This is a genomic window from Streptomyces sp. NBC_00239 (assembly GCF_036194065.1).
GTDB lineage: Bacteria > Actinomycetota > Actinomycetes > Streptomycetales > Streptomycetaceae > Streptomyces.
Map to the genome: position 1 here is coordinate 1,199,790 of NZ_CP108095.1, position 12,297 is coordinate 1,212,086.

The following is a 12,297-nucleotide window of genomic DNA, read 5'->3' on the forward strand; positions in this document are numbered from 1 at the left end:
TCCCCGCGGGCGCGACAAGATCAGCAAAGTCGTTTTCCACGCAACATATCGGCGGATGTCCGGATCGCGGCCCGCCGCTCCCGCGCCGTTTCTCGTGGCCAGAACCTCACTGATAGTCATCGGTCGCACCATTCGACCGAACAAGGACCGTCATGTCTCAACTCACGCGCCGCCGCGCCCTGCTGGCCGGCGCCGGCACCCTCGCCGCCCTCGGAACCGTGGCCGCCGCCCGCGCCGGTGCGGCCCAGCCCCCGGCCCCCGCACCCGCCGCCGGCGCCCCCGCCGACCACTCCGGCCACGGCACCGCCGCGCAGCCCGCCGCCTTCGACGAGGTGTTCCAGGGCCGTCGCATCCAGGGCGCGCCCGACCCGCACGCCGGGCACGGGGGCCACCACGGAGTGGGCTACTCCGTCCAGGTCGACGGCCGGGAGCTGCACGTCATGCGCAACGCGGACGGCACCTGGATCAGCGTGGTCAACCACTACGAGACCTTCAAGACGCCCCGGGCCCTGGCCCGCGCCGCCGTCACCGAGCTCCAGGGCGCGGTTCTCGTACCGCTCCAGACCGTCTGAACACAGGGACCGATCCGATGACCATACGCAAGAACCAGGCCACCCTGACCGCGGACGAGAAGCGCAGCTTCGTCAACGCCGTGCTCGAACTCAAGCGCACCGGCGCGTACGACACCTTCGTCACCACGCACAACGGCTTCATCATGAGCGACACCGACTCCTCGGACCGGGTCGGCCACCGCTCCCCCTCCTTCCTGCCCTGGCACCGGCGCTTCCTGCTCGAATTCGAGCAGGCCCTCCAGGCCGTGGACGCCTCGGTCGCGCTGCCCTACTGGGACTGGACGGCCGACCGCACCTCCCGCTCCTCGCTGTGGGCGCCGGACTTCCTCGGCGGTACCGGCCGGGCCCGCGACGGGCAGGTGATCGACGGCCCGTTCGCGTACGCCCAGGGCAAGTGGGACATCAACGTCCGCGTCGACGGCCGCTCCTACCTGCGGCGCGCGCTCGGCACCTCGGTCGCGCAGCTGCCGACGCGCGCCGAGGTGGACGGCGTCCTCGCCATGTCCGTGTACGACACCGCCCCGTGGAACAGCGCCTCCGCGTCCGGTTTCCGCAACCACCTGGAGGGCTGGCGCGGGGTCAACCTGCACAACCGGGTGCACGTGTGGGTCGGCGGCCAGATGGCCACCGGCGTCTCCCCCAACGACCCGGTGTTCTGGCTGCACCACGCCTTCATCGACAAGCTGTGGGCGGACTGGCAGAAGCTGCACCCGCAGTCCGGCTACCTGCCCGCCGCCGGCACGCCGAACGTCGTCGATCTGGGTGACACCATGCGTCCGTGGAACGACGTGACCCCGGCCGACATGCTCGACCACACGAAGTTCTACACGTTCGACACCGCGGCCGGCTGACGGTCCCTCAGGGTCCTTCGACCCAGCGGTAGCAGAGCTCCGGGCGGCCCACCTGGCCGTAGCGCGGGGCGCGCACGGCGCGGTCGGTGTCCACCAGGTGCTCCAGGTAGCGCCGGGCGGTGATCCTCGAGATGCCGGCCGCCTCGGCGGCCGCGGCCGCGGTGACGCCCCCGTCCGCCGCCCCGCGCAGGATCCCGGCCACCCGGTCGAGGGTCGGGGCGCTCAGGCCCTTGGGCAGGGCGGCCGGCCGGGGGGTGCGCAGGGCGGCGAGGGCCCGGTCCACGTCGTCCTGGCCGCCCGCCTCGCCGGCCGCGGCGGTGCGGTACTCCGCGTACCGCTGGAGCCGGTCGCGCAGGGTCGGGAAGGCGAAGGGCTTCAGCACGTACTGCACGACGCCGAGCGAGACGCTCTCGCGGACCACGGCGAGGTCGCGGGCCGAGGTCACCGCGATCACGTCGATCCGGTGTCCGGCGGCGCGCAGGGCGCGGGCGAGCCCCAGCCCGTGCCCGTCGGGCAGGTACAGGTCGAGGAGGAGCAGGTCGACGGGGGTCCGTTCCAGGGCCCGGCGGGCCTCGGCCACGGTGTGGGCGGTGCCCGCGACGGTGAAACCGGGCACCCGTCCCACGTAGAGGGCGTGCGCGGCGGCCGCGACCGGGTCGTCCTCGACGACGAGCACCCGTACCGGGTCAGCGGTACGGGCAGGGCCCGGGGGCGGGGTGCGGCCCGGGGGCGGGACGGCGGTCATACCGGCCGCTCCGCACCCGGCACCCCGGGCCCGGGCGCCGCCGCCTGCGACGGAGGCGGCGGCGCCGACAGCGGCAGCGGCAGCGGCAGCGGCAGGCGTACGGTGAACGCGGCGCCGCCGCCCGCCGGTTCGGCCACCGTCACGGTCCCGCCGTGCCGGTGGGCCGCCTGCCGGACCAGCGCCAGCCCCAGGCCGCGGCCCGGGCCCTTGCCCGACCAGCCGCGCGCGAAGACGTCGGCCCCGGCGGGCAGGCCGGGCCCGTTGTCGGCGACGGTGAGCACCAGGGTGTCGCCGCGGCCGCGCGCGGTGACCTCCACCCGGGCGCCGGGGCTGCCGGTGACCGCGTCCACGGCGTTGTCCACGAGGTTCCCGAGGACCGTGACCAGGTCGCGGGAGGGAAGCAGCGCGGGCAGTGCCGGCAGCGCGCTGTCCGGGGTGACCACGAGCTCCACCCCCCGCTCGTGGGCCTGCGCGGCCTTGCCGAGGAGCAGCGCGGCGAGCACCGGCTCGTCGACCGCCGTCACCACCTGGTCGGTGAGGGCCTGGGCGAGCTCCAGTTCGGCGGTGGCGAACTCCACCGCCTCGTCGGTGCGCCCGAGTTCGATCAGCGAGACCACGGTGTGCAGGCGGTTCGCGGCCTCGTGGGCCTGCGAGCGCAGCGCCCGCGTGAAGCCCCTCTCGTGGTCCAGTTCCCCGGTCAGCGCCTGGAGTTCGGTGTGGTCGCGCAGGGTGACGACCGTGCCGCGGCGGCCGCCGCCCGCGACCGGCGAGGTGTTCACGACCAGCACCCGGTCGGCGGTCAGGTGGACCTCGTCCACCCGCGGCCCGTCCGCGAGCAGCGCCCCGGTCAGCGGTGCGGGCAGGCCCAGTTCCCCGGGGTTGCGTCCGAGGAGGTCGCCCTCGACGCCGAGCAGCGCGCGGCCGCCGTCGTTGACGAGCGAGATCCGGCGCCGGCCGTCGAGCATCAGCACCCCCTCGCGGACGGCGTGCAGGGTGGCCTGGTGGTAGTCGTGCATGCGGCTCAGCTCGGCGGCGTTCATCCCGTGGGTGTGGCGGCGCAGCCGGGCGTTGATCACGTACGTGCCGAGTCCGCCCAGCGCGAGGGCGCCCGCCGCGACCCAGGCCAGGGTGGCGAGGCGGCCGCCGAGCCGCTCGCTGACGGCCTGGACGGTGATCCCGGAGCTGACCAGGGCGGTGATGCGGCCGCCGTCGACCACGGGGGTGACCACCCGGATCGAGGGGCCGAGGGTGCCGGTGTACGTCTCGCTGAAGGTGTCGCCGCGCAGCGCGGGCGCGGTGTTGCCGAGGAAGCGCTCGCCGATGCGGCGCGGGTCGGGGTGGGTCCAGCGGAGCCCCGCCGGATCCATGATCGTGACGAAGTCCACGCCGGCGTCGGCCCGCACCCGTTCCGCGTACGGCTGGAGCGCGGCGGACGGGTCGGGTCCGCGTACGGCGGCCCGTACGGACGGGGAGTCGGCGACGGCCCGGGCGACCGCGCCGGCCTGCCGCTGGGCGGCCTCCACCGCCTGGTCCCGCGCGGCGGCGTAGCCGAACACGGCGCAGCCCGCGACGACCACCGCGACCAGCACGGCCTGCATCGCGAAGAGCTGACCGGCCAGGCTGCGCGGACGGGGGATACGGAACATGGCGTTCAGTGTGCACCGTGCCGTGAACTCAATGAACGCAAGGGTGACCGGGGTCACAGGCTGGTGGACAGTCTTCGGGACCCACCCCTCTCCTCCACATTCCACCTCAGGGAGCCACCGTGTCCGCACGCCGGGAGCGCAGCGCCAGCCGGGACAGAACGCACTACCTCTACCTCGCGGTGATCGCCGCGGTGGTGCTCGGCATCATCACCGGGTTCGCCGCGCCCGGCGTCGCCGTGGAGCTGAAGCCGCTCGGCACCGGCTTCGTGAACCTCATCAAAATGATGATCTCGCCGGTGATCTTCTGCACGATCGTGCTGGGCGTCGGATCGGTCCGCAAGGCGGCCAAGGTGGGCGCGGTAGGCGGCCTGGCCCTCGGCTACTTCATGGTCATGTCCACGGCCGCGCTGGCGATCGGCCTGCTCGTCGGCAACCTGCTGGAGCCGGGCAGCGGACTGCACCTGACGGAGGCCGTCAAGGAGGCGGGCGCGGCGCAGGCCAAGACCGGCGGGGCCGAGTCGACGGCGGACTTCCTGCTCGGGATCGTGCCGACCACGCTGGTGTCCGCCTTCACCGGGGGCGAGGTGCTCCAGACGCTGCTGGTGGCGCTGCTGTGCGGGTTCGCCCTGCAGGCGCTCGGGACGGCGGGCGAGCCGGTGCTGCGCGGAGTCGGGCACGTACAGAAGCTGGTCTTCCGGATCCTCGCCATGATCATGTGGGCGGCGCCGGTGGGTGCGTTCGGGGCGATCGCGGCGGTGGTCGGCGCGACCGGCATGGACGCGCTGAAGTCCCTGGCCGTCATCATGATCGGCTTCTACACGGCCTGTCTGCTCTTCGTCTTCGTGGTGCTGGGCACCCTGCTGCGGGTGTGCACCGGCATCAGCGTGTTCGCACTGCTGAAGTACCTGGGACGGGAGTTCCTGCTGATCCTGTCCACGTCGTCCTCGGAGTCGGCGCTGCCGCGGCTGATCGCGAAGATGGAGCACCTGGGCGTCTCCAAGCCGGTCACCGGCATCACGGTGCCGACCGGGTACTCCTTCAACCTGGACGGGACCGCGATCTATCTGACGATGGCCTCCCTGTTCGTCGCCGAGGCGATGGGCGACCCGCTGGCGCTCGGCGAGCAGGTCTCGCTGCTGCTGTTCATGATCGTGGCCTCGAAGGGCGCGGCCGGAGTGACCGGCGCGGGGCTGGCCACGCTGGCAGGCGGACTCCAGTCGCACCGGCCCGAACTGGTCGACGGGGTGGGCCTGATCGTGGGCATCGACCGCTTCATGAGCGAGGCGCGGGCGCTGACGAACTTCGCGGGCAACGCGGTCGCGACGGTCCTGATCGGGACCTGGACCAAGGAGTTCGACAAGGAGCGGGCGTCCGAGGTGCTGCTCGGCCGGCTGCCGTTCGACGAGCGCACCCTGCTCGACGACCACGGCGGTGCGGCGGACCCGGCCGGGTCCGGTGCGGTCGCCCCGGACGCCGGGGTCCCGCTCGCGAAGGTCCACGACACGGTGGCTCCGGACGCGGCGGGTCAGGACTCGGCGGTTCCGGAGCCCAGGCCGGCCGGGCACTGAGCGGGCCCGAGCGGGGTCAGAAGTATCCCGTCTCGCCGTCGATGAACTCGCGGATCGCGTCGAGGTGTCCGGCGTGCCGGGCCGTCTCCTCGATCATGTGGAACAGGATCCAGCGCAGGCTCGCCGCCGAGTCCTTGAAGTCGGGGTGCCGGCCGGTCTCGTCGAGGGAGCGGCCGGCGATGATCTCGTCGGTACGGGCGCACTGCCGCGCGTAGTCCTCGGCGAGCCGGGCGAGCGGGATCCCCTGGACGTGCATTTCGGAGTCCTCGGGACCCTCGAAGCCCGGCCCCTTGGCCTCGCCGCCGAGGAGCACCACCTCGAACCACAGGTGCTCGACCCAGCGCAGGTGGCCCAGCAGCCCGGCCGCGGTCATCAGCGGCGAGCCGGGCAGCACCGCGCGGTGCGCGTCGGCCTCGGAGAGGCCCTCGCACTTCCACCGCACGACGGCCCGCTGCATCTCCAGCCAGCCGGTCAGCTGGGTGCGCTCGTCGGCGGTGTACGGCGGCCGGATACGGGGAGGAGTCATGGCACCGGAGGCTACGCGGCGCCGGCCGGACGGGCATCCGAATTTCGGCAACGCCCGCCCGCGGCCGGACCGTTCGGGTCAGCGGACCTTCGGCGGGACCAGGAGGCGTTCGGCGCCGAGCGTGCTGCCGGTCTCCGGGTAGGAGGACAGGCGGCCGTCCGCCCACAGCACCAGCAGGTCGTCGGGGCGCCCGTTGGCCGTGTGGTTGCCGGCGGCGTTGAGCATCGCGGTCCGGCCCCAGGCCGAGGCGGGCTTGAGGACGGTGCCGGGGCGTATTCCGGCGGCGCCGACGTCGGGGTGGACGGTGCGCTTGCCGTCGGCCCAGCGGACCATGAGGTCCCACGCGCCGTTGGCTCCGGTGAAGTCGCCGCCGAGGAGCTGGGCGGCGTTCTTCCAGGTCGGGTTGGGCCCGTAGAGCATCTTCTCCCGGCTGAACCGCACGGTCGCGCTGACGTCGCTGTAGAGGCTGACCTCTCCGTCGGACCAGCGCACCACGAGGTCGTCGGGCCGGGCGCCCGCGCTCCAGCGGCCCGCGGCGATCTGGACGGCGTGCTTCCAGGTGGCGTTGGGCGCCTGGAGCCGGGTCTGGCGGCCGAGCTTGTTCGCGGCGCCGGCGTCGGCGTTCAGGGTGACCGAGCCGTCGGGCCAGCGGGCGATCAGGTCGCCCGTACCGCCACCGGTGAACTCGCCGCCGGTGAGGGTGACGGCCTTGGCCCAGACGGTGTTCGGGGCGGCCAGGCGGGTTTCGCCGGTGTAGCCGCCGCGGCCGTCGCCGGTGTAGAGGGTGACTTCGCCGTCGGTCCACACCGTGATCAGGTCGGCCTTGCCGTCGCCGGTGTACTCGCCGGAGACCAGGTGTCGGGCGTGCGCCCAGGTCTCGCCGCCGCCCAGCACGTCGGGCAGCTTCGGCTTGACGGTGGGGGCGCGGTCCGCGACGGCGGCGTCGTACAGGTCGAAGACCTCGGCGTCGTAGAGCGGGCTGAAGGAGACGGCGTCGTCGTTGTTCAGGAGGCCGCCGCCGTTCCAGCCGCCGAGGTTGCCGACCAGGTCGCCGGTGCGGGTCCGCTCGTCGTAGTTCATCAGGAACGGGCTGCCGGAGGTGCCGCCGTAGTAGCCGGCGCAGGCGAAGCGCAGTTGCTTGTAGCCGGTCAGGCGGGTGGTCGTGGTGCGGCACTTGACGGCCTTGTCGGCCGGGGCGCTGCGGCTGTTCGGGTAGCCGATCACGGTGACGGGGACGGCGTAGCCGGGGGTGCGGGTCAGCTTGTTGCCGCCGGTGAGCTGCTGGATCTGCCGGCCGGCCGGGTTCGCCTTCACCGTGGCGAAGGCGAAGTCCAGGTCGGAGCCGGGCCCCTGGGCGGTGTGCCGGTTGTCGCGGAAGGCCCGGTCGACGGCCCAGATGCCGTACGGCTGGGCGCCCGCCGCCACCCCGGTGCGGTACTGCGGCACGAAGGCGGTCTTGGTGCCGAGGGAGCAGTGGGCGGCGGTGACGATCAGGTTGCCCTTGGGGCTCTGCACGACGCTGGCCGTGCAGCTGTGCGTGGCGAGGGCGCTGTCCACGTAGTAGAGGACGCCCACGGCGGGCGATCCCGCGTACGTGGCGGCCGCGGGCACCCCGGCGTACGGGGCACGGGCCGGGCCGCTGCCGGGCCGCGGGGCGGACCGTACGGCGGCTCCCGCGGCGGGGGTGGCGGTGGCCATCCGCTCGGGGGTCCAGAAGCGGGCCGCGTCGGCACTGGTCCAGTCGGCGGCCGAGGCCGGGACAGATGTCGAGACCGAGGCCGGTGCCGGTACCGGTGGTGCGGCTGCGGCGGCGGCTGCGGCGGCCGGCGCCGCGGGGACGGTGATCAGGGCGGCGCCTGCCACCGCGGCAAGGGCTCGCGCCCGTCGAGAGCTACCCACAACGGCCTTTCTGCCATGGAAAGGGCGCATGCGAGCGGTCGGCCGGGCCGACGCAGCTCGGAAATCCCCCCGGATAAGATCGCGGCACGTGGACGGCGTGGTCGGTGCTGTCCGTACGAGCCAGAGGATCACACCTTATGTCACGTATACGCCGCAGCTGCGTGAGCCTGGCCACCCCGGTGCTGCTGGTGCTCGCGGCCGCTCCGGCGCAGGCCGGCACCGGCGGCCTGGACGTGAGCCCCGGGTCGGTCCAACGCGGCGAGCGGGTGTCCCTGTACACCCTCAACCCCGACCTGCTGCACCACGCCGACGGGGACGACGGGGTCACGGTCGTCTCCCCCGTGTTCGACGGGGAGGTCCGGCTGATGCCCGCCGGGAAGGTGAGCTGGGCCGCGAAGGCGCGGGTGCGGTGCGACGCGAAGCCGGGCACGTACGCGGTCTCCTTCGGCAAGCCGGTCGAGTTCGACGGGAAGCCCGTCGTGGGCCGGCTGACGGTACGGGCGGACACCGCGGGGACCCCCCGCGGTTGCGCCCGGCCCCGCGCGGCCGCCGACTCCTCGGGGGCGGGCGCGCTCGCACTGACCGGCGGGGCGGCGGCGGCCCTCGCCGTGGTGGGCGCCCTGACCTGGATCGCCCTGCGCCGCCGCAGCGCCCGCCACTGACCCGGCCGCCGCACCGCGGCCGGTCTCGACGCGGACCGGCCGCCGGCCCGGGCCGCCGGAGCGGCCGCGGTGTGCGGGCCGCCGCGGGCTCAGCCGGCGGTGCGGCGGACCGTCGCCCGGACGGGTGTGGCCGGCTGGAGGGTCAGGCCGGTGAACGGCCGGGGCGTGCCGGGGTCGGTGTCCAGGCGCAGCCGCTGGGCGAGGACGGCGAGCAACAGGACGCCGGGTTCAGTGCGGGTCGAGGAGCGCCGCGTAGCGGGCCAGGTCGATGTTTCCGCCGCTGACGAGGACTCCGACGCGGCGGCCGCGCAGCTCTTCGGCGTGCCGGCGCAGGGCTGCCAGGCCGAGGCAGCCGGTGGGTTCCACGACCAGTTTCAGGTAGGTGGCGAACAGCCGCATCGCGTCGACGAGTTCGGCGTCGGTCGCGGTGACCGCGGTCGGCGCCGCGTCCCGCAGGATCCGGAAGGTGAGTTCCCCCAGGTGCTGGGTCTGGGCGCCGTCGGCGATGGTCTGCGGGGTGTCGATGTGCACGATGCGGCCTTCGCGCAGCGACCGCCGGCCGTCGTCGCCCGCCTCGGGTTCCACTCCGTACAGGCGGCAGCCCGGCGACAGGGCGCGGGCGGCGAGTGCCGTTCCGGAGAGCAGCCCGCCACCGCCGAGCGGGACGAAGAGCGCGTCGAGTTCGCCCTCCTCCTCGAAGAGTTCCCTGGCCGCGGTGCCCTGTCCGGCGATGATGTGCGGGTGGTCGTAGGGCGGGATCAGGGTCAGCCCGTCCTTCTCGGCGAGCGCCCGGCCGATCTCCTCGCGGTCCTCGGTGTAGCGGTCGTAGGTGACGACCCGGCCGCCGTATCCGCGGGTCGCGGCCACCTTCGCGGCGGGGGCGTCGTGGGGCATCACGATGGTGGCGGGGATGCCGAGCAGCTGCGCGGACAGGGAGACGGCCTGGGCGTGGTTGCCGGACGAGTAGGCCACGACGCCGGCGGCGCGCTGCGCGGGCGAGAACCGGGACAGCGCGTTGTAGGCGCCTCGGAACTTGAAGGCGCCCATGCGCTGGAGGTTCTCGCACTTGAACAGCACCTCGACGCCGAGCTGTTCGTCGATGAGCCGGGAGCGCAGCACGGGGGTGCGGTGCGCGACCCCCTCGATGCGGGCGGCGGCCGACACCACGTCCTCGTAGCGGGGAAGCGTGAGGGGGTCGGGCCGGGTGGTGGGGGTGGTCGGATCGGGAAGCTCGGTCATGTGCGGCCCTTCCGGGTAGGGGGTGTCCCTGGCCTTCGCACATTACCGTGGCCGGCTCGCCAGTCCTTCGGGTTTATCGCCCGCGGCCGGGCAACCGATTGCGCGGTGGCCGTGGTCTAGGGGGCGAAGGGGGTGCGAGATGAAAGCCGATGAAGAGGCGGAGTTCCAGCAGTTCGTCAGCGGCCGGTGGAGCCATCTGGTGCGCACGGCGTATCTGCTGACGGGTGACCGGCACGACGCGGAGGATCTGACGCAGACCGCGCTGGCGAAGGCGTACCGGTCCTGGCGCCGGGTGCGGCGCAGCGACAGCCCGGAGGCCTATGTCCGGCGGATGCTGGTGACCTGCAACAGCGACCGGTTCCGCAAACGCCGGGTGCAGGAGCGGCTGACGGCCGCGCCGCCGGAGACGAGCGCGGGCGATCCGGCAACGGCGTGGATCGACGAGCGGAACGTCCTGATGTCCGCTCTGGCCACGCTGCCGCCGCGGCAGCGGGCCGTGGTGGTGATGCGGTATTGGGAGGACCTCCCGGAAGGGGAGGTCGCGCAGGTCCTGGGGTGCGCCCCGGGGACCGTGAAGAGCCAGGCGTCGAAGGCGCTGGCGAAACTCCGGGTGTTCCCCGGGCTGGCCCAGATCCTCGACGGATCTGCTGTGGCGACGATGGAGCAGGGGGCTTCGCGATGACGGACACGGGCGAGCGGTACGGAGAAGGACGGCACGGCGCGGGACGCCCTGGCGCGGGGGGTGACGCCCCGGGACGGGACGGCAGCGGCCCGCCGGGGCCCGAGCTCAGCAGGCTGGAGGCGAACCTGCGGGACCTGCTGGCCGAGGACGCGGCGGAGGTGCGGCCCGCACCGGCGCCGTATCCGGCGATCGTGCGGCAGGGGCGCCAGGAGCGGCAGCGCCGGCTGGCCGCCACGGGGGCGGCCCTGATGGTGCTGACCGTGGTACCGGCGGCGGCGTACGCGTTCGCCGCGGGCGGGTCGTCGGACTCGGCGGCGAAGGGCGGGGTGGCCGCGGCGCCCCGGCAGTCGGCGCCGGCGAAGCCCAGCCCCGCGCCGACCGGCTCGGCGGGCCCGGCCACGCCCGGGCAGCTCGCCGACGGGATCACGATGGCGCAGGCCGCCAAGGGTCTGGAGGGCTGCCTGGGATTCGGGCGGACTCACGACCCCAGGGCGGGCGCGGGCGGCGGGAAGCCGGCGCCCGACCTCGGCAAGGCGGGCGAGTACCGGATCCTGCTGGCGCACCGGAGCGCGGGGAATGCCAACTCGCCCGGTGACGGGCGGTACATCGTGGCGGTCAAGGACAAGCCGCAGCAGACGCGGCTGATCTGTCACCTCAAGGAGGGGAAGCCGAGCGGTATCAACATCTCGACCGGATCGGACGCGACCCCGGACAGCGGACCCGTCGTCCCGGACATGAACGGCGGCAAGCTCTTCCTCCAGAGCTTCACCCCGGGCGAGCCGTGGGTGTTCCCGTTCCGCTGGGGCAGCATCGGCACGGTCGATCCGAAGGTCGCGAAGGTGACCGTGAGCTATGGCGGTGCGACCGTCGACGCCGCGATAGACCACGGCTGGTTCGCCGCCACCGGCATCCTGGAGCGCGCGGTCACCAAGACCCCGCACATCGTCGGATACGACGCCCAGGGCAAGCAGGTCTACGACTCAGACCGGGACCGGCAGTACCAGAAGGAGGTCTCGTAGTCGGGTGTCTCCCCCGCCGGCGGCGGGTCCTGGGCCGTTGATGTGTCTGGGCGCCACCCCCGTGGGCGCCGAGACACATCACGGCGTGCGGCCGCAGGCCGCAACCGGCCGCCGCACCTCTCCATCTAGTCAACTAGACGGGACAGCCGAAACTTACGCCAGCACCCTGAAGCGTTGTCAAGCCCAATAGACAGGCCACCCCCCGCCCGCGCTCCGTTCCGTCTAGTCGAGTAGATTTGCTCGCGGCACGGCGGACCCGCCGCCGCCGCAGCCGCGCACGGAGGAGGGCACCCCGCGATGACCGAGCGACCTCCCTGCGACCGGCCCGCCATCGCGCGCAAGCTCGGCCACCTGATCGAAACCCTGCATCCCGAGAACCGCGGCCCGTACACGTACCAGGAGATCGCCGATCTCATCCGGCAGCGGGCCGGGGACGGCGACCCGACCGTCTCGCACGGCACCATCCAGTCCATCCGGACCGGGAAGGTGACCAACCCGAGCGTGGACTCGCTGCGCGCCCTCGCCTCCTTCTTCGGAGTGCCGCCGAGCTACTTCCTCGACGACGCCGTCTCCGACGCCGTGGACCAGCGGATCCGTGAGATCAAGGAGAGCGTCGAGCGCGCCGGCGCCGGTGACGAACTCGCCAAGGCGCTGGAGGACCAGGAGGTCCGCGCGGTCGCCTTCCGCCTGAGCGGACTGTCCGCGCGGTCGCTGCGCGGCATCAAGGGCATCGTGGAGGGGTTCCGGCAGGCCGAGGGGCTTCCCGAGGTCGAAGGACGCAAGCGGCGGCGCCGCCCGGAGTGACATTTCGGGCCCCTCGCCCCCTCGCCCTCGGCACGCTCCCCCACGGGGACTAGTGTGTGGTCGCAGGCGCTGCCGAGCTCGGCC

Annotated in this window: 13 protein-coding genes; 7 read left to right on the top strand and 6 right to left on the bottom strand. The window is 73.6% G+C overall.

Annotation, left to right across the window (positions count from 1 at the left end; genetic code table 11):
* The first annotated feature begins 152 nt into the window (after positions 1-152).
* Positions 153-572: an apotyrosinase chaperone MelC1 gene (melC1, locus tag OG764_RS05290; protein ID WP_328967209.1), complete on the top strand. Its 420-nt coding sequence runs from the start codon at positions 153-155 to the stop codon at positions 570-572.
* A gap of 17 nt (positions 573-589) precedes the next feature.
* Complete coding sequence (melC2, locus tag OG764_RS05295; RefSeq protein WP_328967210.1) at positions 590-1,423, top strand: tyrosinase MelC2; 834 nt, start codon at positions 590-592, stop codon at positions 1,421-1,423.
* 7 nt (positions 1,424-1,430) lie between these two features.
* Here melC2 and OG764_RS05300 read toward each other — a convergent pair whose 3' ends face one another.
* Together OG764_RS05300 and OG764_RS05305 are read right to left on the bottom strand one after the other, a co-directional pair.
* A complete protein-coding gene (locus tag OG764_RS05300) occupies positions 1,431-2,168 on the bottom strand; it encodes a response regulator (protein WP_328967211.1) in 738 nt (245 codons plus the stop codon).
* Complete coding sequence (locus OG764_RS05305; protein WP_328967212.1) at positions 2,165-3,814, bottom strand: sensor histidine kinase; 1,650 nt, start codon at positions 3,812-3,814, stop codon at positions 2,165-2,167. The genes OG764_RS05300 and OG764_RS05305 overlap by 4 nt, the downstream gene beginning before the upstream one ends.
* Before the next feature lie 119 nt (positions 3,815-3,933).
* Here OG764_RS05305 and OG764_RS05310 point away from each other — a divergent pair, with 119 nt between their 5' ends.
* The gene (locus OG764_RS05310; RefSeq protein ID WP_328967213.1) at positions 3,934-5,382 is read left to right on the top strand and encodes a cation:dicarboxylate symporter family transporter; all 1,449 of its coding nucleotides are present in this window, start codon (positions 3,934-3,936) and stop codon (positions 5,380-5,382) included.
* Between the two features lie 16 nt (positions 5,383-5,398).
* Here OG764_RS05310 and OG764_RS05315 read toward each other — a convergent pair whose 3' ends face one another.
* Both OG764_RS05315 and OG764_RS05320 read right to left on the bottom strand, forming a co-directional pair.
* Positions 5,399-5,908 (bottom strand): DinB family protein, encoded by a 510-nt coding sequence (locus tag OG764_RS05315; RefSeq protein WP_328967214.1) that lies wholly within the window; start codon positions 5,906-5,908, stop codon positions 5,399-5,401.
* A 78-nt stretch (positions 5,909-5,986) separates the two neighbouring features.
* Positions 5,987-7,771, bottom strand: a complete 1,785-nt coding sequence (locus tag OG764_RS05320) for a trypsin-like serine peptidase (protein ID WP_328967215.1) — start codon at positions 7,769-7,771, stop codon at positions 5,987-5,989.
* A gap of 173 nt (positions 7,772-7,944) precedes the next feature.
* Between OG764_RS05320 and OG764_RS05325 the strand changes: the two genes are divergently transcribed.
* Positions 7,945-8,469: a hypothetical protein gene (locus OG764_RS05325; protein WP_328967216.1), complete on the top strand. Its 525-nt coding sequence runs from the start codon at positions 7,945-7,947 to the stop codon at positions 8,467-8,469.
* 89 nt (positions 8,470-8,558) lie between these two features.
* Here OG764_RS05325 and OG764_RS05330 read toward each other — a convergent pair whose 3' ends face one another.
* Both OG764_RS05330 and OG764_RS05335 read right to left on the bottom strand, forming a co-directional pair.
* Entirely contained in the window at positions 8,559-8,684 is a 126-nt protein-coding gene (locus OG764_RS05330; RefSeq protein WP_328967217.1) for a hypothetical protein, read from the bottom strand.
* A gap of 13 nt (positions 8,685-8,697) precedes the next feature.
* The gene (locus tag OG764_RS05335) at positions 8,698-9,708 is read right to left on the bottom strand and encodes a threo-3-hydroxy-L-aspartate ammonia-lyase (RefSeq protein ID WP_328967218.1); all 1,011 of its coding nucleotides are present in this window, start codon (positions 9,706-9,708) and stop codon (positions 8,698-8,700) included.
* A gap of 139 nt (positions 9,709-9,847) precedes the next feature.
* Here OG764_RS05335 and OG764_RS05340 point away from each other — a divergent pair, with 139 nt between their 5' ends.
* The 3 genes from OG764_RS05340 to OG764_RS05350 all read left to right on the top strand — a co-directional run bounded on the left by OG764_RS05340 (position 9,848) and on the right by OG764_RS05350 (position 12,213).
* Positions 9,848-10,390 carry a SigE family RNA polymerase sigma factor gene (locus OG764_RS05340; RefSeq protein WP_328967219.1) on the top strand — a complete coding sequence of 181 codons (543 nt, stop codon included), beginning with the start codon at positions 9,848-9,850 and terminating at the stop codon, positions 10,388-10,390.
* Positions 10,387-11,409: a hypothetical protein gene (locus OG764_RS05345; RefSeq protein ID WP_328967220.1), complete on the top strand. Its 1,023-nt coding sequence runs from the start codon at positions 10,387-10,389 to the stop codon at positions 11,407-11,409. Before OG764_RS05340 ends, OG764_RS05345 begins: the two co-directional genes overlap by 4 nt.
* A 297-nt stretch (positions 11,410-11,706) precedes the next feature.
* A complete protein-coding gene (locus tag OG764_RS05350) occupies positions 11,707-12,213 on the top strand; it encodes a helix-turn-helix domain-containing protein (RefSeq protein ID WP_328967221.1) in 507 nt (168 codons plus the stop codon).
* Positions 12,214-12,297 lie beyond the last annotated feature (84 nt).

What these genes read in the sequence shown, in the direction of transcription:
- OG764_RS05325 (WP_328967216.1), top strand. Translation starts at nt 7,945, where the DNA reads ATGTCACGTATACGCCGCAGCTGCGTGAGCCTGGCCACCCCGGTGCTG.
- OG764_RS05305 (WP_328967212.1), bottom strand. Translation starts at nt 3,814, where the DNA reads ATGTTCCGTATCCCCCGTCCGCGCAGCCTGGCCGGTCAGCTCTTCGCG.
- OG764_RS05340 (WP_328967219.1), top strand. Translation starts at nt 9,848, where the DNA reads ATGAAAGCCGATGAAGAGGCGGAGTTCCAGCAGTTCGTCAGCGGCCGG.
- melC2 (WP_328967210.1), top strand. Translation starts at nt 590, where the DNA reads ATGACCATACGCAAGAACCAGGCCACCCTGACCGCGGACGAGAAGCGC.
- OG764_RS05350 (WP_328967221.1), top strand. Translation starts at nt 11,707, where the DNA reads ATGACCGAGCGACCTCCCTGCGACCGGCCCGCCATCGCGCGCAAGCTC.
- OG764_RS05300 (WP_328967211.1), bottom strand. Translation starts at nt 2,168, where the DNA reads ATGACCGCCGTCCCGCCCCCGGGCCGCACCCCGCCCCCGGGCCCTGCC.
- melC1 (WP_328967209.1), top strand. Translation starts at nt 153, where the DNA reads ATGTCTCAACTCACGCGCCGCCGCGCCCTGCTGGCCGGCGCCGGCACC.
- OG764_RS05335 (WP_328967218.1), bottom strand. Translation starts at nt 9,708, where the DNA reads ATGACCGAGCTTCCCGATCCGACCACCCCCACCACCCGGCCCGACCCC.
- OG764_RS05345 (WP_328967220.1), top strand. Translation starts at nt 10,387, where the DNA reads ATGACGGACACGGGCGAGCGGTACGGAGAAGGACGGCACGGCGCGGGA.
- OG764_RS05315 (WP_328967214.1), bottom strand. Translation starts at nt 5,908, where the DNA reads ATGACTCCTCCCCGTATCCGGCCGCCGTACACCGCCGACGAGCGCACC.